The sequence below is a fragment of the Arthrobacter sp. PAMC25564 genome (assembly GCF_004798705.1).
Lineage (GTDB): Bacteria > Actinomycetota > Actinomycetes > Actinomycetales > Micrococcaceae > Arthrobacter.
In genome coordinates this window covers 165,711-184,503 of sequence record NZ_CP039290.1, presented here as the reverse complement: position 1 = coordinate 184,503, position 18,793 = coordinate 165,711, and the positions used below count along the sequence as shown (strand labels likewise).

The 18,793-nt window shown below is 67.7% G+C and carries 18 protein-coding genes, 1 tRNA gene and 1 other RNA gene; 9 read left to right on the top strand and 11 right to left on the bottom strand.

Going from position 1 to position 18,793, the window contains the following annotated elements; all coding sequences use genetic code 11:
- Positions 1 to 9: 9 nt before the first annotated feature.
- Complete coding sequence (locus E5206_RS00840; protein ID WP_136323889.1) at positions 10 to 531, bottom strand: MarR family transcriptional regulator; 522 nt, start codon at positions 529 to 531, stop codon at positions 10 to 12.
- A gap of 110 nt (positions 532 to 641) precedes the next feature.
- Here E5206_RS00840 and E5206_RS00835 point away from each other — a divergent pair, with 110 nt between their 5' ends.
- Together E5206_RS00835 and E5206_RS00830 are read left to right on the top strand one after the other, a co-directional pair.
- Entirely contained in the window at positions 642 to 866 is a 225-nt protein-coding gene (locus E5206_RS00835; RefSeq protein WP_136320828.1) for a hypothetical protein, read from the top strand.
- Positions 867 to 985: 119 nt separating this feature from the next.
- On the top strand, positions 986 to 1,204 hold the full coding sequence (locus E5206_RS00830) for a hypothetical protein (protein WP_136320827.1): 219 nt from the start codon (positions 986 to 988) through the stop codon (positions 1,202 to 1,204).
- Between the two features lie 135 nt (positions 1,205 to 1,339).
- On the opposite strand, the gene E5206_RS00825 is transcribed toward E5206_RS00830, so the two are convergent.
- The 4 genes from E5206_RS00825 to ffs form a co-directional block, all read right to left on the bottom strand.
- Positions 1,340 to 2,698, bottom strand: coding sequence for an aspartate kinase (locus E5206_RS00825; protein WP_136320826.1), 1,359 nt, complete (start codon positions 2,696 to 2,698; stop codon positions 1,340 to 1,342).
- Positions 2,699 to 3,022: 324 nt separating this feature from the next.
- The gene (gene recR, locus E5206_RS00820) at positions 3,023 to 3,622 is read right to left on the bottom strand and encodes a recombination mediator RecR (protein WP_136320825.1); all 600 of its coding nucleotides are present in this window, start codon (positions 3,620 to 3,622) and stop codon (positions 3,023 to 3,025) included.
- Between the two features lie 48 nt (positions 3,623 to 3,670).
- The gene (locus tag E5206_RS00815) at positions 3,671 to 6,469 is read right to left on the bottom strand and encodes a DNA polymerase III subunit gamma and tau (protein ID WP_136320824.1); all 2,799 of its coding nucleotides are present in this window, start codon (positions 6,467 to 6,469) and stop codon (positions 3,671 to 3,673) included.
- Positions 6,470 to 6,496: 27 nt separating this feature from the next.
- Positions 6,497 to 6,593: signal recognition particle sRNA small type (gene ffs / locus E5206_RS00810), an RNA gene on the bottom strand.
- 226 nt (positions 6,594 to 6,819) lie between these two features.
- Here ffs and E5206_RS00805 point away from each other — a divergent pair.
- Positions 6,820 to 6,904: transfer RNA gene (locus tag E5206_RS00805), tRNA-Ser, on the top strand.
- A gap of 86 nt (positions 6,905 to 6,990) precedes the next feature.
- Here E5206_RS00805 and E5206_RS00800 read toward each other — a convergent pair.
- Positions 6,991 to 7,902 (bottom strand): oxygenase MpaB family protein, encoded by a 912-nt coding sequence (locus E5206_RS00800; protein ID WP_136320823.1) that lies wholly within the window; start codon positions 7,900 to 7,902, stop codon positions 6,991 to 6,993.
- Positions 7,903 to 8,130: 228 nt separating this feature from the next.
- Here E5206_RS00800 and E5206_RS00795 point away from each other — a divergent pair, with 228 nt between their 5' ends.
- The 4 genes from E5206_RS00795 (at position 8,131) to E5206_RS00780 (ending at position 12,748) form a co-directional block, all read left to right on the top strand.
- Positions 8,131 to 9,561: a M23 family metallopeptidase gene (locus tag E5206_RS00795; RefSeq protein WP_168709244.1), complete on the top strand. Its 1,431-nt coding sequence runs from the start codon at positions 8,131 to 8,133 to the stop codon at positions 9,559 to 9,561.
- Between the two features lie 122 nt (positions 9,562 to 9,683).
- Positions 9,684 to 10,169: a glutathione peroxidase gene (locus E5206_RS00790; RefSeq protein WP_136320821.1), complete on the top strand. Its 486-nt coding sequence runs from the start codon at positions 9,684 to 9,686 to the stop codon at positions 10,167 to 10,169.
- A 230-nt stretch (positions 10,170 to 10,399) separates the two neighbouring features.
- Positions 10,400 to 11,611: a formaldehyde dehydrogenase, glutathione-independent gene (fdhA, locus tag E5206_RS00785; RefSeq protein ID WP_136320820.1), complete on the top strand. Its 1,212-nt coding sequence runs from the start codon at positions 10,400 to 10,402 to the stop codon at positions 11,609 to 11,611.
- Positions 11,612 to 11,806: 195 nt separating this feature from the next.
- The gene (locus E5206_RS00780; protein ID WP_136320819.1) at positions 11,807 to 12,748 is read left to right on the top strand and encodes a phosphodiesterase; all 942 of its coding nucleotides are present in this window, start codon (positions 11,807 to 11,809) and stop codon (positions 12,746 to 12,748) included.
- A 46-nt stretch (positions 12,749 to 12,794) separates the two neighbouring features.
- Here the strand turns inward: E5206_RS00780 and E5206_RS00775 are convergent, their stop codons facing one another.
- Positions 12,795 to 14,429 carry a stealth family protein gene (locus tag E5206_RS00775; RefSeq protein WP_136320818.1) on the bottom strand — a complete coding sequence of 545 codons (1,635 nt, stop codon included), beginning with the start codon at positions 14,427 to 14,429 and terminating at the stop codon, positions 12,795 to 12,797.
- 97 nt (positions 14,430 to 14,526) lie between these two features.
- Positions 14,527 to 15,438: a hypothetical protein gene (locus tag E5206_RS00770; RefSeq protein WP_136320817.1), complete on the bottom strand. Its 912-nt coding sequence runs from the start codon at positions 15,436 to 15,438 to the stop codon at positions 14,527 to 14,529.
- A 181-nt stretch (positions 15,439 to 15,619) separates the two neighbouring features.
- Here E5206_RS00770 and E5206_RS00765 point away from each other — a divergent pair, with 181 nt between their 5' ends.
- Positions 15,620 to 15,919 carry a type II toxin-antitoxin system VapB family antitoxin gene (locus E5206_RS00765; protein WP_205759979.1) on the top strand — a complete coding sequence of 100 codons (300 nt, stop codon included), beginning with the start codon at positions 15,620 to 15,622 and terminating at the stop codon, positions 15,917 to 15,919.
- Positions 15,912 to 16,598, top strand: a complete 687-nt coding sequence (locus E5206_RS00760; RefSeq protein WP_136320815.1) for a LytR C-terminal domain-containing protein — start codon at positions 15,912 to 15,914, stop codon at positions 16,596 to 16,598. Before E5206_RS00765 ends, E5206_RS00760 begins: the two co-directional genes overlap by 8 nt.
- A gap of 39 nt (positions 16,599 to 16,637) precedes the next feature.
- Here the strand turns inward: E5206_RS00760 and E5206_RS00755 are convergent, their stop codons facing one another.
- The 3 genes from E5206_RS00755 to E5206_RS00745 form a co-directional block, all read right to left on the bottom strand.
- Positions 16,638 to 17,276, bottom strand: coding sequence for a TetR/AcrR family transcriptional regulator (locus E5206_RS00755; protein WP_136320814.1), 639 nt, complete (start codon positions 17,274 to 17,276; stop codon positions 16,638 to 16,640).
- 35 nt (positions 17,277 to 17,311) lie between these two features.
- Complete coding sequence (locus E5206_RS00750; protein ID WP_136320813.1) at positions 17,312 to 18,025, bottom strand: DsbA family oxidoreductase; 714 nt, start codon at positions 18,023 to 18,025, stop codon at positions 17,312 to 17,314.
- 79 nt (positions 18,026 to 18,104) lie between these two features.
- Positions 18,105 to 18,641 carry a GNAT family N-acetyltransferase gene (locus E5206_RS00745; RefSeq protein WP_136320812.1) on the bottom strand — a complete coding sequence of 179 codons (537 nt, stop codon included), beginning with the start codon at positions 18,639 to 18,641 and terminating at the stop codon, positions 18,105 to 18,107.
- Positions 18,642 to 18,793: the final 152 nt, after the last annotated feature.

Here is an 18,793-nt window from a genome sequence, read left to right as displayed (position 1 = left end):
GAGCACAGTCTACCGCCGGGGTGCGTCTTCCGGCGTGGCCGCGGTGGCGGACCCGGTTGCCGACCCGGTGGCGGCGATCAGGTCCATCATGGACGCATGCAGCCGTTCCACCTGTTCACGGGTCAGGCCCAGCCGGGCCATCATGGTCCCGGGGACCGCCAGCGCCTGCTGCCGGAGTGCTGCGCCGCTGGGGGTCAGGCGCACATCGAGGGTGCGCTCGTTGCCTTCCCGGCGCTGGCGGGTGATGAGGCCGGCCGTTTCGAGCCGGCGCAGCAGCGGCGAGATGGTCGCGGGCTCCTGCGCGAGGGCCTCGCTGATGTCACGGACGGAGCGGGGGCTGGACTCCCACAGGCACAGCATGACCAGGTACTGCGGATGAGTCAGGCCGAGCTTGTCCAGTACCGGCTTGTAGGCTCCGACCACGCTCCGGGAGGCCACGGTCAGGGCGAAGCAGAGCTGGTGTTCCAGCAGGAGATCCCCGTCGGCAGGAGTCGCAGGCGTTGGCGCTGCGGTGGCGGGGGCGCCGGGAATTCTTTCGGTCACGCTGGTCAAGCCGGCCTCCTCCTGATGGTTAGTGCACTAATGATTAGCGTACACTGGAGGGAGTGTTAGTAAGAGTTTGTTCCCAGGAGAGGATAGCGATGGCCAAGGAAAATGCCGCCGAGAGGTTCATGCGTGCAACCGGGAGACTTCGGGCAATCTTCGGACCAGCCAGCCGCAGTTCCCTCGGGCATGAGATGACGGAGCAAAACAAGCAATTGCTGGTGCAGCGGCAGGCCGAAACCCAGCAGTGGGAAACCCTGCACCGGCCGGACGGCAGCACCTATGTTGTGCCCCGGAATCCCGACGACAAGTCCCTGCGCTAAGCGGCATTCACTGCCCTGGCTGCCCGGTCCTTTTGCCGCCGTCGGGCGTAAAATGAGGGCACGGCACACCGAGTGCAGTATCCGTGTTCTACCCGTGGCGAGGGAAGGGGGTGGGAAGTGTGGCACATGCAGTCATCCGCTTCATGAATCTGACCGACAGGCTGAGGTTTCTGTTCGGACCCGCAAGTCGGGGCGACGCTGCTGCGCCGGTGATTCACCGGCATGATGACTTCGAGCACGCCTCGGAAGATAACCTTTCAACTTTTGAGGTCGAGACGGACTCGCAAGGGCATCACTACGCTGTGCGTAAGGAAGACCTTTGGAAAGAAGGGGTCTGACGGCGCGCAAAGGCGGCGCTCAATAACGGCGTTGAATAACAGAGTGCGAAAAGGGAGCGGCAGGTGCCGCTCCCTTTTTCATGCGCTTCTTTTCCGGGCCTGGCGGGTTTCGTGGCCCGCGGGGGCCGGGTGGTCCTAGCGACCGGTGCCGCCGTAGACCGTCGCCTCGTCCTCGCTGTCCAGTCCGAAGGCCTTGTGGATGGCACGCACGGCATCGTCCAGCAGGTCGGCGTGGGTCACCACGGAGATGCGGATCTCCGAGGTGGAGATCATGTTGATGTTGATCCCGGCGGCTGACAGCGCGGCGAAGAACCGTGCCGAAACGCCCGGGTGCGAGCGCATGCCGGCGCCGATCAGGGACAGCTTGCCGATCTTCTCGTTGTATTCGATGTTCTCGAAGCCGATCTCCGGCTGCGCGGCGCGGAGGGCGGCCAGCGCGTCGGCGCCTTCGACGATCGGCAGCGTGAAGGAGATGTCCGTCTTGCCGGTGCCGTGGGTGGAGACATTCTGCACGATCATGTCGATGTTGGAGTGCGCGTCCGCGATGACCTGGAAGATCGCCGCGGCTTTGCCGGGGATGTCCGGTACGCCGACCACCGTGACCTTGGCTTCGGAACGATCGTGGGCAACGCCGGAGATGATTGGCTGCTCCAAGGCAACTCCCTCTTGGATGGTGATCTTGTCGTCGGCGCTGGGCAGTACCCAGGTGCCTTCGTTCTGGCTGAATGAGGAACGGACGTGCAGCGGGACCCCGAAACGGCGGGCGTATTCGACGCAGCGCAGGTGCAGGATCTTGGCGCCGGACGCGGCCAGTTCCAGCATTTCCTCGCTGGAGATGCGGTCGATCTTCCGTGCGGCAGGAACAACGCGCGGATCGGCTGTGTAGATGCCGTCGACGTCGGTGAAGATCTCGCAGACATCGGCGTCGAGGGCGGCCGCCAGGGCTACCGCCGTCGTGTCCGAACCGCCGCGTCCCAGCGTGGTGATCTCGTGGGTGACCCGGCTCATGCCCTGGAAACCGGCCACGATCGCGATGTGGCCCTTGTCCAGCGCCGTGCGGATCCGGTGCGGGTCGACGTCGATGATCCGGGCCTTGCCGTGGATGCCGTCGGTGATCATACCGGCCTGGGAACCGGTGAAAGACTGGGCGGAGGCGCCGAACTTGTTGATGGCCATGGCCAGCAGGGCCATGGAGATGCGCTCGCCGGCGGAAAGGAGCATGTCCATTTCGCGGGCGGGGGCAGAGTCGGTCACCTGGGCCGCGAGGTCGAGGAGCTCGTCGGTGGTGTCGCCCATCGCGGAGACAACGACGACGACCTCGTCGCCGGCGTTGTGGGCATCCACGACCCGCCGGGCGACGCGCTTGATGCCTTCGGCGTCCGCCACGGAGGAGCCGCCGAACTTCTTCACTACGAGGTGCTTGGTGGCGGCCGCCGAAACGGGCAGCTCCTGCGGCTGCGGTCCGGGCTGGACTTCGGTAGTGGGCAAACTCATGCGCGCACCCTCACTGGATCATCGGGGTTCTGGGCCAAGCAACCAAACGGCGCGACGGCGTAACTTCTCAGCCCAGTTTATCGCCGGGAGCCCCCGGGCGTGGAATTGTGACCGAATGCCAGACATTCTGGCCCCCATCCCGCCGGACATGCCCGCCGTTGTGCCCTCCCTGCAGGCGGGGGACATGCCCCCCGTTGCAACCAAGGGATGGGCATAGTGGCACTATGTCCATTCCCAGGCGCCAGGGATGGGCATGCCCGGCGGTGCGCGCGACGGGATCACAATGCCAGGACCACGACGGCGGGGCTTGTGGCCGGAAGCAGCTCAGGTCAGCGCGTTCCGGCGGCCTTCGAAGGCGCGGCCCAGGGTGACCTCATCGGCGTATTCGAGATCTCCGCCCACGGGCAGGCCTGATGCCAGCCGGGTCACGGCGATGCCGATCGACTTGAGCATCCGCGCCAGGTACGTGGCCGTGGCTTCGCCCTCAAGGTTGGGGTCGGTGGCGATGATGATTTCCTGGATGGCACCGTCATTGAGGCGGGTAAGGAGTTCGCGGATCCGGAGCTGTTCGGGCCCGATGCCCGCGATCGGGTTAATCGCACCGCCCAGTACGTGATACCTGCCGCGGAAGGACCGTGTGCGCTCCACGGCCAGAACGTCCTTGGACTCCTCGACGACGCAGATGATTGAGGGATCCCGCCTCGGGTCGCGGCAGATATTGCACAGTTCCTGCTCGGTGACGTTGCCGCAGACCGTGCAGAACTTGACCCGCTCCTTCACCGTAGTGATGGCGTCGACGAGCCGCTTCATGTCCTGCGGATCGGCCTCGAGGATGTGGAAGGCCAGCCGCTGGGCGGACTTGGGCCCGATTCCGGGCAGGCGTCCGAGCTCGTCGATCAGCTCTTGAACTGCACCTTCGTACACAATGTCCTCGTTCGTTGGGAGTGGGGGCGGCCTGGGTCCGCGGGGTGGCTAGAAGCGCGGTGGCAGGGGACTTCCGTCCAGGGACCGCTCTTCGACCAGTTTTCCGCCCAGAATGCGCTCGACGGCGGCGCGGCCGAAGACACCCGATTCCTCGATCGTTTCGTCATCCGCGCTGGGGATGTCCTGGACATAGCCGGTGGTCGCGGCCGTGGCCCGGGACGGTGCCTTCGCCCGCCCGGCCTCGGCCTCCGGGCTGTTGGACAGCCGCTGGTACAGGCTTTGCCGGCCCGCAGGGACTGGCGCAGCGGGAGCCGCTGGAGTTGGAACGGGGGCGGGGGCCGGCACGGTGGGCGCGGACGCGGCCCCGCCATGCTGCGGGATCTGGGCCGTTGCCGGTTCGTAATGCGGTGGTTCCGGCTCGGGCGTGCGCTCCGACTCCGGTGCTGCGCCGGCCGGGGTGTACTGACCCACATTGCTGTCGGCGCCGACGGTCCAGATCCCGGGTGCCTGCTCGACGGCTCGTGCCCAGGGGTCCTCGGAGGTGTCCGGTGCCTGCGCCGCCGGAGTCCCGGCCGCCGCGGCGGAGGCACGTGCCGGAGTTGCTGCTTTCTTCCGGGCGGGTGCGGCCGTCGGCATGGCGGCCCGGGGCGCCGCCGGAGCCGAGGGGTCCCAGTCCATCGGCGGTTCCTCGTCCAGCGGCGGGGCATCCTCATCCCGGGGCGGGCCCCAATCGGCATCGGCGTAGGAATATGGCTCGCCCGGATCCGCGGGTCCCTCCGGCTCCGCCGGATGGGCGGCTGGCCGCGCTGCCGGGGCGGCAGTTGGCGGTGCCGGCTGCGGCTCTGCAGCGGCCGGCGACTGCGGCACAGGGGTCTGATCAACGGTCGTCTCGGGGGGTGGGGCCTGAACGGGCAACCGCGCTGCCCCGGAGCCGGCAGGAGGACCAGTCACGGCTGCGGACGGCCGGACTTCCGGCGTCAGGCCCCAGGCAGCATCAGCGGACGTTACCGGGAGGTCCCGGCTGGCGGGTGCTTTTGGGTTTGACTCAGAGCTCGCCGCGCTGTTGGCTCCGCCGGCCACGGCGTTGATCTGGCAGTCGATGCCGATCGTCTTATGGATCGCCTGCCGCAGGTTCTCGGCGTGGTCCGCCCGGCCGAAGGCGCCGGCGAGCCCCGGGGTGGTGAACGCGAGCGTCAGGACCTGGCCTTCGAAATGGCCGACCTGGGCATTCGGTTCCACCAGCGCCCACGTGCTGCGCTTGATCTTGGACAGTGTCTGCAGGATCTCGGGCCAGGCCCGGCGGAGGACCTCGACGTCGGGTCCGGATCCGGCGGCCGGGGCAGGCTGTGCCGGCCCGGGCTGGGCGGGGCGGGACGGTACTTGCTGCGCCGGACGGGAAGCCTGCGCCGGCGGCGCTGCCTGGACAGCGGGGGCCGGCACGGACGGGACCCGTCCCGCGGCGGCGGGCTCGTCCACGGGCCAGTCGCTTGTGCTGACACGCGGTGCCGTGAGCGGTTCCCGGACCGGCTCTTCGGCGCGGGCCACGGGAGCGGAAACGGGCTCGACCGGCCGGACGGGTGCGGGGGGCGGCATGGTGGCCGGCGCTTGCGCGGCCACGGGCGCGACCGCTGCAGGGGCAACGGGAGCGGGAGCGGCCGGGGCCCCGACGTCGTTCCCGGCGTAGTTCAGGCGGCGTTCCACCCTGTCGATCCGGGCAGCGATGCCGCGTTCCGTCTGCTCAGCGGAGGGCAACAGGATGCGGGCGCAGAGCAGTTCGAGGTGCAGCCGCGGTGACGTGGCACCGGTCATCTCCGTGAGCGCGGTGTTGGTGACGTCTGCGGCGCGGGATAGCTCGGCGGCGCCCAGGTTGTGTGCCTGGTTCTGCATCCGCGCGATCTGGTCCGCCGGCATGCCGCGGAGGATGGACTGGGCGCTTTCGGGCATGGCCTGGACGATGATCAGGTCACGGAAACGCTCCAGCAGGTCTTCCACGAAGCGGCGGGGATCATGCCCGGTCTGGATGACCCGGTCCACGGCGCGGAACACGGTGGCGGCGTCGGAGGCTGCGACGGCCTCGATCACATCGTCCAGCAGCGAGGCGTGGGTGTAGCCGAGGAGTGCGACGGCCAGCTCGTAGTCCAGGCCCTCCGGCCCGGCGCCGGCCATCAGTTGGTCCAGCACGGAAAGCGAGTCGCGGACGGAGCCGCCGCCGGCGCGGATGACCAGCGACAGCACACCGGGGGCTACCGGCACGTTTTCCTGATTGCAGAGCAGCTCCAGGTAGGCCATAAGAGGCTCCGGCGGCACGAGCCGGAAGGGGTAGTGGTGTGTGCGGGAGCGGATGGTGCCGATGACCTTGTCCGGCTCCGTGGTGGCGAAGATGAACTTGATGTGTTCCGGCGGCTCTTCGACGATCTTGAGCAGCGCGTTGAAGCCGGCGGAGGTGACCATGTGGGCTTCGTCGATGATGAAGATCTTGTAGCGGTCGCGGACCGGGGCATAGGTGGCCCGTTCGCGCAGATCGCGGGCGTCGTCCACGCCGCCGTGGCTTGCGGCGTCGATCTCGATGACGTCCAGGGAGCCGGAGCCGCCGCGGGCCAGTTCGATGCAGCTGGGGCACTTGCCGCAGGGGGTGTCGGTCGGGCCCTCGGCGCAGTTCAGGCAGCGGGCCAGGATGCGGGCGGAGGTGGTTTTTCCGCAGCCGCGGGGGCCGGAAAACAGGTACGCGTGGTTGACCCGGTTCTTGCGCAGAGCCGTCATCAGCGGCTCAGTGACGTGTTCCTGCCCGATGACGTCCGCGAACGAATCGGGGCGGTATCTACGGTAAAGGGCGGTAGTAACAGTCACAGATAAACCCTACCAATCGGCACAGACATAAAAGACCCCCCATGCACCCGCCAGAGCCCATTTACCCTTGCTACCTTCCGGTCCTGGGGGAGTTCAACAGGATGACGCCACATGAGGGGCCGTCGACAAGTTTACCCGACGTTTGGGTGTGCCCCGAATCGCGCACTTTGGACCGGGGAAATCCCACGGGACATGCCCATTCTTCGTGGCGGGGAGTGGACATGATGGGCCTATGTCCACTGGCCGCGGTGAGGGTGGGGCATGTCCTGTGTCGAGGAGTCCGGGCGGCCAATTGGGCGATGGCGGGAAGTTCAGGTAGTCTAGTATCTGCTTTTGATTCAGAAGCTACTGGAGAATTCGCCTAGCGGCCTATGGCGCACGCCTGGAACGCGTGTTGGGTTAACGCCCTCGGGGGTTCAAATCCCCCATTCTCCGCGTTTGGCCCCGGTCCCTTGGACCGGGGCCTTTTTGCGTCTCGGCGGCCTTCCGCAACTACCCCCTGACCGGGCAGCGTCCCGTGATCAGGCCCGGTAGCCCAACCGGCGGAGCCGGGCCCGGGCAGCCTGCTCGCTCGGGCCTACCCGCCCCAGCGCCAGATGGACGACGGCGAGCGTCACCCGGGTGGCCAAGGTCACCGGCAGCGGGATGGGACCAAGCCCGGCGGTCCGGAGCCCCAGCAGTTCCCGGTACTTGGGCTCTAGGCTGGTCACGGCGGCGGCAAACAGGATCCGGTAGCCAGGCTTTAGCGCCGGGTGGAGCGGCGGATTGCGGATGAACGCCACCGTCTCGGCGACCCTGCCGTCGGAACGGAGCTCGCCGTCGTCGTACCAGCGGTCCAGCTGCCGCCGCATTTCCGCCTCACTGAGGGGCGGACCGTCCACGCCCATCAGCCGGCCGGCCTGCGCCCACTCCCGGACATAGGCATCCGGGCCGCCCGGGATGGGCCTGCCCCACAGCTTGTGCGCGGAGAGAAACGCATCGGTGAAGGCAATGTGGACCCAGCGAAGCAGTTCAGGATCGTTGGCCGCATAGCTCCGGGCGACGCCGTGGCCGTCGACGTAGTCCCCGCGGACGCTGCCGTGCAGCCGGAGCACCCAGTCGGACGCGGCACGTGCCGCGGCCGTGGAGCCGTAGGACACGGTGAAGATCCAGCGGATCGTCCCGGCCAGCCGGCCCAGGGGGTCCTCACGGAAGCGGGAGTGGTCGTGGATACCGGCAAGGGCGCCCGGGTGGAGCGCCTGCATGAGCAGCGCCCGGATGCCTGCCACGATCGTCGGCATGTCCCCATGCACGGCCCAGACGGCCGAGCCGGGCAGGTGATAGCCGGCGTCGTCACCTTCCGCGAGGTGTAGCACCCACTCCGGCACGGCGTCGCGGGTCCCGGTGAACGTGCTTTTGAGTTCGGCCTGCCATTCCCTAAGGACATTGCGCATACTCCATTCTCACCCCGGCCCCACTGGGTCAACACCTGCTTGGGCACGGGCGACTACTGGGGTGCCGCCATGGCTCTACTCGTAGGCGGCGAGGAACCCGGATTGGGCCCGCAAAAGACCGGTTTGCCGGTTCACAGGGCTAGTCGGCTGTGGTCCCATTGGAAGGTGAGTCCGTCGAGATTGGGGTCTGGTGGGCAGATCGGGCGGGCAGATTGCAGGAGTCACATCGTGGGAAAACACTGGGGAAACTCATCGAGTGAGCAGTCGATCAGGGCACGGACCATGGCCGTGCGCTGGTTGTCCGGGGTAGTGTGCCTGGCACTGGCGGTCTTGGCCGTCGGGATCCAAGGGCTGGGGGGAACCCTGACTCAAGCTGAGCCCGCCGCATTCCCGGCCTCCGGTGTGGTGGGACCCGGCACGTTGGACGCCTCGGCTCCGGGCACCGCCCGGGGCACGGCGGCTACGGCGGCCGCGCCCGCGTTCACCGCCGATGCCCTGGCGATCGTGGCCTTCGCCCGCTCCACGGTGGAGACCACTTCCAAAGCGGGCGGCGGCGGACTCAACGTCGCCTCCGCCGGGATGAAGCGGCCGCCGTTGGGCTCACTCATGGCACCGCTGGAAACGCTGGTGCCGACTTCCCCGTACGGGCTGCGCATCAGCCCGCTGACGGGAACCGCGGGTGAATTCCACTGGGGCCAGGACTATGCTGCGGCCTGCGGCACGCGCGTCTACGCGGCCGACACCGGTGTGGTGCGGGCCGTCGGATGGCACCCCTGGGGCGGCGGCAACCGGGTGGAAATCGACCACGGCAACGGCCTCATCACCACGTACAACCATCTGGAAGCGATCGCCGTCAAGAAGGGTGATTCGGTGCAGGTGGGCCAGGTCATCGCCAGGGTGGGAACCACCGGATCCTCAACCGGCTGCCACCTGCATTTCGAGACCATCCTCAACGGCGCACACACCGACCCGCTCGGCTGGGCGATGATTCCGATCCATCAGGTGGACCAGCTCGGCACCATCGACATGGTCAGCTATGAACCGGATGCCGGCAAGGCCTCAAACGCCAGCCTCGGCTGGGCCATTCCGGTCCGGACGGATCTGACCCATGTGGTGGCCGGCGGCGTCCAGGAACAGACCGTCGCCGCCACGGCAGCCGCCGCCGCAGCCGCTCCAACGGCGTCGGCCGCCGCCAGCGAGGCAGCCGCAGCGCCGCCCTCGCAATCGGCCGCCGTGACGCCGACGCCGAGTGTCACCAAGACGCCGAGTGTCAAGCCCACGCCGACGCCGAGCGTCACCAAGGCGCCGAGTGCGACCGTGCCCCCGACGCCTGCTGCGCCGGCCCCGACGCCTGCTGCGCCGGCCCCGACGCCCAGCGTGACGCCCACTCCGGGAGCGACGACGCTCCCGGCGCAAGCCGTGCCGTCAACCATGCCGCCAGCCCCGCCGGCGGCCACTGCGCCGCCGACCACGCAGGCGGCCACCGCGCCGCCGACCGCGCCCCCGGCCGTGCAGCCGCCGGTGACGGTGGCTCCCAAGCCGGCAGCACCTCCTGCACCCACCGGTGCCCCGGCGCCCCAGCCGCTCGCCACCAACACCACCAAACCGACGGCGTCCCTGGCCCCCACACCGGATCCCACTACGACGTCGCTCCCGTAGCACCAGGTGAGGAACGGAGACCCGGGCACAAAAGCGTCCCCGCGGGCGTTGGAACCCAATGGCAGGCGTGCCCACTTCCGGGACGCCGCTTCGGACCACCCAACTTCGCGAGGAAGCTTCCCATGACCTCTCTGCACTCGATTCCCCTCACGCTCATCGACGGCACGGACACCGATTTCGGCCGCTTCAAGGGGGAGGTGGTGCTGGTGGTGAACGTCGCATCCCAGTGCGGATTCACGCCGCAGTATGCAGGGCTCGAGGCGCTCCACGAGAAGTTCCGTGAGCAGGGTTTCCAGGTCCTCGGTGTCCCGTGCAACCAGTTCGCCGGCCAGGAGCCAGGGGCCGACGCCGAGATCGCCGAGTTCTGCGAACGCAACTTCGGCGTGACGTTCCCGCTGACCACCAAGGCAGACGTCCGGGGCAAGAACCAGCACCCGCTCTACGCCGAACTGACCAAATTCAAGAACGGCGTGCTTCCGGGCCTCGTGAAGTGGAACTTCGAGAAGTTCCTGGTGAACCGCGACGGCGAGGTTGTGGCGCGCTTTGCCCCCACGGTCGAGCCCGACTCGCCCGAGGTCATCGAGGCAGTCCAGGCGGCCCTCGACTGATCACGGCACCCGATCGCGGCAGAGGTCAACAGCCCCTACCCCGAAGCATGCTCACCGTCTAGACTGGCCGGACCCTCCAGCAATCCGGGCCCAGCCACGTTGTTCTGGCTGCGGCGCAGTTTTGTCTGCCGGCAGTTGCAGCCGGTGTGGCTTCGGAGGGCGCATCAGACAGCTTCGTGAATCACAACTGGGCACCCGTCTCGGGGGTCCGTGAAACCAGGAGGAAAGAGATGACAGGGAACAAAGCCGTTGCCTTCAAGGGGCCAGGCAAGGTCGAACTCATCGACATTGACTACCCGAGCTTCGAACTCAAAGACGGCCCGGGGGTCAACCCCGCCAACGTGGGCCGCTCGGTGCGCCATGGCGTAATCCTCAAGACCGTTGCCACCAACATCTGCGGCTCCGACCAGCACATGGTCCGGGGACGCACCACCGCTCCCGTGGATCTCGTGCTGGGCCACGAAATCACCGGCGAGGTCGTTGAAGTAGGCCCCGACGTCGAGTTCATCAAGGTGGGGGACATCTGTTCGGTCCCGTTCAACATTGCCTGCGGCCGCTGCCGGAACTGCAAGGAACGCAAGACGGGCATCTGCCTCAACGTCAATCCTGACCGTCCCGGCAGCGCCTACGGGTATGTGGACATGGGCGGCTGGGTGGGGGGCCAGGCCAACTACGTCCTGGTGCCCTACGCGGACTGGAACCTGCTGAAGTTTCCGGACCGGGACCAGGCCCTGGCGAAAATGATGGACCTGACCATGCTGTCCGACATCTTCCCGACGGGATTCCATGGCGCCGTCACTGCGGGCGTCGGGGTGGGCTCCACTGTGTACGTCGCCGGTGCGGGTCCCGTGGGTCTCGCCGCAGCCACCAGCGCACAATTGCTGGGTGCCGCCGTCGTGATTGTCGGTGACATGAACACGGACCGCCTGGCGCAGGCCCGCAGCTTCGGCTGTGAAACGGTCGACCTGAGCAAGGGCGGCCCGGCCGAGCAGATCGAGCAGATCCTCGGCGTACCGGAAGTCGATTGCGGTGTGGATGCTGTCGGATTCGAGGCGAAGGGCCACGGCGCCGGTGCGCACGAGGCCCCGGCCACGGTGCTGAACTCCCTGATGGAAGTGACTGCGGCCGGCGGTGCGCTCGGCATTCCCGGGCTCTACGTCACCGGGGACCCGGGCGGCGTCGACGAGGCCGCCAAGAAGGGCTCGCTCTCGATCAGCCTCGGCACGGGCTGGGCCAAGTCGTTGAGCTTCACTACGGGCCAGTGCCCGGTGATGAAGTACAACCGCGGCCTGATGATGGCCATCCTGCATGACAAGGTCCATATCGCCAGGAACGTCAATGCCAAAGCGATCACGCTGGAGGATGCGCCGAAGGGCTACGCGGAGTTCGACGCCGGAGCGGCCACGAAGTACGTGCTGAACCCTAACGGGTACCTGAGCTAGACGTCAGGTACCTGAGTATGCAGGATCCGGCGGACACATACCGGAGCAGGTATGTGTCCGCCGGAATACTCGTTGTTTCCCATTTTTCAAACATGCCTACTGGAGTTTGCACATTGTTGGCCGAATGTCTGGTTGGATAGACCTTACTGAGAGGGACGTTGGAGGCACCGCTTCCACCCAACCAGGAAGGTAGCAATGGAGCACATCGAGGCCGAGCACCCCCGGCCACGTCATTTTCTACTCCATCTGAGCGACCCACACCTGTTGGCCGGTCCGCAACCCCTGCTCGGCGCGGTGGACAGTGATGCCCTGCTCAAGCAACTCTTCGAGGAAGTGCAGGCTTCCGGTGCGCGCCCCGAAGCAGTGATCTTCACAGGGGACCTGGCCGACCGCGGCGAAGCAGGCGCCTATGCCAAACTGCGCGCGATCGTCGAGCCCGCCTGCAAGGCCATGGGCGCCCAGGTCATCTGGGCGATGGGGAACCACGATGACCGGGCGAATTTCCGCACCGGGCTCCTGGACCAGCCGGCCGACGACGCCCCCGTGGACCACAGCTACTTCATCAACGGGCTGCGCATCATCACCCTGGACACCTCCGTCCCCGGTTTCCACCATGGCGAACTGAGCCCCGCCCAGCTGGACTGGCTCGCGTCCGAACTGGCCACCCCGGCCCCGGACGGGACCATCCTTGCCCTGCACCACCCGCCCGTTCCCTCGGTGCTGGACCTCGCCGTGCTTGTCGAGCTCCGCGGCCAGGCCGCGCTCGCCGGCGTGCTGCGCAACTCCGATGTCCGCACCATCCTTGGCGGGCACCTGCACTATTCGACGACGGCGACCTTCGCCGGCATTCCCGTCTCCGTGGCATCGGCCACCTGCTACACGCAGGACCTGAACGTGCCGGTCGGCGGGACGCGCGGACGCGACGGCGGCCAGGCCTTCAACCTCGTCCACGTCTACGAACACACGATCGTGCACTCCGTGGTCCTCCTCGGGGACACTCCCGCGGTGGGCGAGCTTGTCTCGGCCCAGGAAGCCCAGCGCCGGATTTCGGCCGCCGGCATCCGGATCCCGAGGCAGGCCAGGCTCGAGGACCCGGCAAGGACCCAGGGCCACCGCAGGATGACGACCCGTAACTGAGGCAGGCCCTGGGGCGGGGCGCCGCCAAGCGGTGGCCCACCCGGCGTCATTTCTCCCAGGGGGCCTTGATCGGGTAGTACTTCTCCAGGAAGTCCGTGACCAGGCCGGCACGCTCTTCCGCGGGGACCTCGGGGAAGCTGCCGTCGTTCAGGCAGAAGAAATCCATGTTCCGCTTCGCCAGGAGTTTGGGCAGGTAATTCAGCCCCGCCCGGGCCGTGGTGTCCACGTACTTGACCTTGGCCGCCGTCTGGGTGACGGCGCGGCCGGTGAGCAGTGCGTAGTAGTGGTAGAACGAGTTGGTCACCGAGATGTTGTCCGCAGCCCGGAAGGTGCTGGCGGCGGTTTTGGCGAACTCGGCCGGGAACTCCTGTTCCATCTGCGCGATAACACTGCGCCGCAGGGGGGCCGCCGTGTGCTCCAGGTGCCGGGTGGTGATCCGGCCGAAGCGGTTCCAGAGCAGCTTGCGGTTCACCCGGGCAGCGTTCTCAAAGCCGCTGCGCTCGGCGTCGTTGTCGCCCAGGCCGATCCGGGTTTCCGCCTCGATGAACTTGGTGATCCCGCCCGGAGTGAAGAACATGTCCGGTCCCACGGCGCGTCCGAAGAACATGTCGTCATTGGAATACAGGAAGTGCTCGGAGAGCCCCTCGATGTGGTGGAGCTGGCACTCGACCGCCTGCGAATTATGCGTCGGCAGCACGGACGGGTCCGCAAAGAACTCCTCGCTGCGGACGATCGTCACGCTCGGGTGGTCCGCCAGCCAGGACGGCGTGGGAGAGTCCGTGGCGATGAAGATCCGGCGGATCCAGGGCGCAAACATGTAGATCGAGCGCAGCGCGTACCTGAGCTCGTCAATCTGGCGGAAGCGGGCCTCATGGTCATCGCCTTCGCCCACCACGACGCCGGCCATGCGGGCCCGGCGGGCGGCGATGTACTCCGGGGAGCTGCCGTCCACCCAGGAGAACACCAGATCGATGTCAAAGCTGATGTCGCTGGCGTGGTCGGCGAACATGTTCTCGATGGTGGGCCAGGTGTGGCCGTAGCGCTCCACGGTGCCGCGGACAGCGTCCTGCGCCAGCATGGTCCGGCGGGTGAGGGAGTTCTCGATGGGGAGGATCAGCTGGTCCCCTTCGAAGCTCCAGAGCTCAAGCTGGACCCCGGCCGAGGCACCGAATTCAAAGCCGCCTTCGGGTTCGACGCGGGGGCGGTAGAGCCGGAAGATACGGGCCTGGCGGTTGGGGGAGAGCTCTCCGTCGGCCACCAGCACCGAGGACTTCTTCTTCGCGTCGACGCTCATGGAGTAGAAGGGCTCGTCGCGGCAGGCCGCGACGAGCGCATCGCGCAGTTCCTTGCGGTTCTTCCAGTCCACGGCGATGACGGGGCGGTGGTTGTTGCCGCGGACCAGGAGGTAGTCCAGGCCGGCGCCGTCGAGCACGGAGCGGATGAACATCAGGTCTTCGACCATGGCCTGGTAGGGCGTGCGGTTTTCATTGATCAGCCCATAACGGCCCCGCCGGCGGACTACGTCGGGGCGGGCCCGGAACCTGGCGACGGCGGCCGCGGACGTAACCTCGTCATGGGCATCCTCGGAGGCCTGTCCGCCGTAGTAGATCTCGTCCTGGACCAATGCGTCTGTAATGTCGTTTCTCCGGGCTTCTGTGCGTGGTTGTGTATCTACTTGCATGATAACGCGAGCCCTAAAATCGCCCCGTAAAGCCGCCGCAAACCGCCGCAAACCGCCGCGCGGCCGCCGCAGACGCCCCGCGGCCGCGGCCGGAGGTTCAGTCCGCGAGGGCAGTCCGCCAGCTGCGCAGGAAGGCCGCGCCGGCGTCGTCGTGGATGACGTCCTCGGCCAGGCCCAGATCGGCCGCGGTGAGCACATCATACGGCTTCACCGGGATGCCGTCCGCGGGACGGACATCCACGTGCTTCACCGCGTGGTCGTTGTGGTGCAGCCAGTCGGCCATCGCGTAGTCGGTGCGGGAGTCTCCCACCGTGCGCCAGGCCTGCGGGGTGATGCCCCGGGCCGCCAGCAGTTCCACGGCCCGGCTCGCGCCGAGGTCCTTGCCGAGCCGGATGGACTCGATGTCCGTGGAGATGATGGTCGGATCCACGCGGTAATCGACCTTGTCGTCTGAATCCGGGGCATGGTGGTCCAGCCGGCTGACGCCGAGGCCGTGCCGGGCCATCAGCTCCATCGCGTCGGCGTCGAAGAGTTCCTGCTCGGCGCGGTAGTCGGAGTTGGCGACCGCGATGTGCTGTTCCACGGAGACCATGGCCCGCTTGGTTTCATCGAAGAACATATGGGCGGAATAGTCCTCGGCGACCAGCCGGCGGACGTCGTCGCCGAAGGCGCGGGGGATGGCGAGCTCCCCATCCACATGGATGGGACCGGGACCGGCCGCGGTGTAGCTGAACCAGACGGCGCCCTTCTCGCACACGGCGTGGATGACGGTCCCGGCCGGCATGCCGGCAGCGATCATCGGCTCCATCACCTGCTTGCGGATGAAGTCATCGGAGCGGCCGGTATTGAAGATGACCGGGATCCCGGCGGCGGCCAGGGCCAGCATGTCCGCGATGATCCCTGGCTTCACATCGCGGGTGACCGGGCTCGCCACCGGGCCGTCGACGTCGAGCAGCAGGGCGAGCAGGGGAGCCGAAGGCGGGGCGGCTGGATTCTCGGATGCAGTCATGGATCCATTCTCTCAGCCGTCACGTCCCGCCGCATTTGTCCGGGAGCGGGGGGACAGGCGGCTTTTGCCGTGGCAAGCCCGGGCACCACTTCGTGTGACACATGGTTACCGTTTGGCTACAACCTCCCGCCTCCGCCGGTCTTTGATTCCCATGGCCGTCCAAGTTCCCTAGGCTTGCATGGTGATATTCAAAGCTGTGGGCGAGGGACGCCCTTACCCCGACCACGGATACACCACGCCCAAGGACTGGGCAGCCCTGCCGCCACGGCCGGTTCGCCTGGACGAGCTGGTGACCACCAAGCGCACCCTGGACCTTGAGGCGCTGCTCGCGGAGGACTCCACGTTCTTCGGCGACCTGTTCCCGCACGTCGTCCAGTACCGCGGCGTCCTCTACCTGGAGGATGGCCTGCACCGGGCCGTCCGCACCGCGCTGCACCAGCGCACCGCGATCCACGCGCGGGTCCTGGTGATAAATGGCTAGAAAGCCGAAGGACGTCTCCGTCCTGCACGGCCACCACGTGGTCACGGCCTCCGAGCTGGAGGCCGCCTTCGTGGAGCCCGAGGACACGGAAGACAATCCGCTCCGGCTGCGCCGCAGGATCCTGCACGGCGCCGTCCTGGTGGTGCTCGTCAGCATGATTGCCGCGGGGATCCTGACGGCGCTGGCGATCATGAACGGCCAGATCCAGCTTCCGACGGCGGAGCGCAGCCACGCCGCAGCGTCCCTCTGCCCTGAGGCGACCTTCGACTACACACCGCCGGAGAAGATCAACCTCAACGTCTTCAACTCCACCAGCCGCCCGGGACTGGCCCGGACCGTGGCCGACGAGTTCGCCGCGCGCAAATTCATCGTGGGGAACGTCGGGAACACCACATCCAGTTACCTCGGCGTCGCGCTGGTCGTGTCCGGAGCCGCCGGCCAGTCGGCGGCGTTCAGCGTCCAGCGCAACCTGCCGGGCTCGGATTACGTCCAGGACGGGCGCACGGACCCGAGCGTCGACGTCATCCTGACTGGTGACTACAAGGAACTGGCGGCGCCCGAGCTGGTGGACCAGACGCCGGGCAGGCTCAGCTGCCCGCGGGAAACCCGGCGCATCGTCGAAGATCCCAAATGGCCCGTCATGCCGCCGGCGGTTCCGCCGAGCGGCTCGGCGGGTTGAGCCGGGCCTGGGCACGGGTCCGGGATCGGGCCTGGGTGCCTAAGCGCTGAGGCGGGCGGGGCGGCCGGTGCTGTCGAACCGGGCACCGGCTCCCAGCTGGATGAACCGCACGGTGCGCGCGATGCGGGCCTCTGCCCCCGGATCCTGCCCCGCGCCGTCGCCGCGGGCGGCACTCGAGGAGAGCGTGCCGTGGATGAGCTGCGCCAGCTGGGCGACGTCCGCCTCGGGAAGGTAGCCCTGGGCCATGCCGTCGCGCAGGATACCCTGCAGGAGCACGCTGAGCTCGCCCACATGGTCCGCCAGCTTCGCGAAGGACGCCGGCGACAGGACCGCCCCCATGGCGGGGCCCGGCGGCAGGTGCCGGCGGCTCAGGTCCTCGACCTGGGCGCGCACGTAAAGGGCCAGCCGCTCCACCGGGTTCTCCAGCGAGTCCAGTGATTCCCTGAGGTCCTGGAGGAAACGCTCCGTCTCGTCCAGGGCATAGGCGATGAGGAGCTCTTCGATGTCCGCGTAGTAGTTGTACACGGCGGTGCGTCCGATCCGCGCGTGCCGGGCCACGTCCGTCATGGTCAGCCCGGGCAGCCCATGGGTGAAAAGCAGCTCCCCGAATGCGGTCAGGATGCGGCGTTGGGTCTCGGCACGTTGGGCGGCGTTGCTCGCGGCCGAAATCCTGGGCATACGGACACTTTAGCGCGATCTGTCACCAAATCCTTTTAGACCACGCAACCTTCCGGTCCGCAGACCTCACCGGTGGCGTCGCCGCTGCCGGCAGTGTTGACCATGATGAGCGGATGGCTTTCCTGCCACGCCTGTTCGAGTGCTTCACTGAACGTCTCGGCGGCCTGGGCACCGGAGAGGCCGTACTTCCGGTCGATGACGAAGAACGGGACGCCGTTGATGCCCAGGGCGCGGCCCTCCTCGAAGTCCTGCCGGACGGCGTCGGCGTATTTGTCGGTGCTGAAAAGCTCGGCGAGCTCGCCGGCGCCGATCCCGAGGTCCAGCCCCAGCGAGGTCAGGTACTCCCGGCTGCCGATGTCCTTGCCGTGTTCGAAGTGGTCGCTGAGCAGGCGTTCCTTCGCGGCGTCCTGCTGCCCGTGGGTGGCGGCGAGGTGGATCATGCGGTGGGCGGTGAAGCTGTTGGCCACCACGACGTCGTCAAAGCGGTAGTTGAGGCCCTCGCCTTTGGCCTGGGCGGCCACGTGCTCGAACATGCCGGAGATCTGCCCGGGGGCCAGGCCCTTGCGGGTGCTCAGGTACTCCAGTTCGGTGCCGTCATAGTGCTCCGGGAGCGTGGGGTCCAGCTGGTAGCTGCGCCACTGCACCTCCACGGAGTCGCGGTGCGGGAACGCCGCAAGGGCGGTTTCAAAGCGGCGTTTGCCGATGTAGCACCAGGGGCAGGCGACGTCGGACCAGATCTCAATCTTCATGCTGGCAACAACCCCGCGGGTGCCGGTGCCATTCCCTCGCGGGCTGTCGGCTTGGTCACGGCCCCATTGGGCGCGCTGCTCACAGCGTGGCCGGGCGCTCCATCACGAAGTCGTGCTCCACGGTGCTTCCGAGCCGGAAGGACTTGGTTCCGACCTTGCGGAAGCCGGACTTCTCGTAGAACCGGATGGCCCTGGCGTTCTGGCTGTTCACGCCCAGCCAGAGCCCCCGGGCGCCGGCAGCCGCGGCGGAGCCGATGCTGGCGTGCATCAATTCTGCCGCGGCGCCGAGGCCGTGGTGGTCCGGATGGACATAGCACTTGCTGAGCTCGGTGCACGGCAGCTCGCGCAGGACGGCGGCCACCTCCGGATCCTGGGTGGGGCGGGCCACCAGCAGGCTGTAGCCGCGGAGCTCGCCGGCGGCATCGATGACCAGGACCGTCACATCCGGATCGGCCAGATAGGCGCGGAAGTTGGTCTCGCTGAGGGTGTTGGCCAGGTGCGCCGCGATGTCCTCCGGCCGGGATCCGGGCGGGCAGGCCAGCGGGAAGGTCACGGCGGCCAGTGCGGCCAGCTTCCCGGCGTCGTCCGCGCCGGCTCTTCGGATCACGTGGCTCATGCCAAAAACCCTAGCCCCTGGGCGGCTCCTGCTTGGCTTTGTTGCGGATTCCGCTGCGCAAAAGGGCCTGCGCTGCGGGAACTGCACGACGCTACGGGAATCCGGGTAGCGCCGGCCCTTTTGCGTGTCGCCCGCCGGGAAACGCAGCGAAA

Excerpts from the sequence above, each read along its gene's own strand:
- E5206_RS00835 (WP_136320828.1), top strand. The coding sequence starts at position 642 with ATGGCCAAGGAAAATGCCGCCGAGAGGTTCATGCGTGCAACCGGGAGA.
- E5206_RS00825 (WP_136320826.1), bottom strand. The coding sequence starts at position 2,698 with ATGAGTTTGCCCACTACCGAAGTCCAGCCCGGACCGCAGCCGCAGGAG.
- E5206_RS00800 (WP_136320823.1), bottom strand. The coding sequence starts at position 7,902 with ATGCGCAATGTCCTTAGGGAATGGCAGGCCGAACTCAAAAGCACGTTC.
- E5206_RS00790 (WP_136320821.1), top strand. The coding sequence starts at position 9,684 with ATGACCTCTCTGCACTCGATTCCCCTCACGCTCATCGACGGCACGGAC.
- fdhA (WP_136320820.1), top strand. The coding sequence starts at position 10,400 with ATGACAGGGAACAAAGCCGTTGCCTTCAAGGGGCCAGGCAAGGTCGAA.
- E5206_RS00780 (WP_136320819.1), top strand. The coding sequence starts at position 11,807 with ATGGAGCACATCGAGGCCGAGCACCCCCGGCCACGTCATTTTCTACTC.
- E5206_RS00775 (WP_136320818.1), bottom strand. The coding sequence starts at position 14,429 with ATGCAAGTAGATACACAACCACGCACAGAAGCCCGGAGAAACGACATT.
- E5206_RS00770 (WP_136320817.1), bottom strand. The coding sequence starts at position 15,438 with ATGACTGCATCCGAGAATCCAGCCGCCCCGCCTTCGGCTCCCCTGCTC.
- E5206_RS00760 (WP_136320815.1), top strand. The coding sequence starts at position 15,912 with ATGGCTAGAAAGCCGAAGGACGTCTCCGTCCTGCACGGCCACCACGTG.
- E5206_RS00755 (WP_136320814.1), bottom strand. The coding sequence starts at position 17,276 with ATGCCCAGGATTTCGGCCGCGAGCAACGCCGCCCAACGTGCCGAGACC.
- E5206_RS00750 (WP_136320813.1), bottom strand. The coding sequence starts at position 18,025 with ATGAAGATTGAGATCTGGTCCGACGTCGCCTGCCCCTGGTGCTACATC.
- E5206_RS00745 (WP_136320812.1), bottom strand. The coding sequence starts at position 18,641 with ATGAGCCACGTGATCCGAAGAGCCGGCGCGGACGACGCCGGGAAGCTG.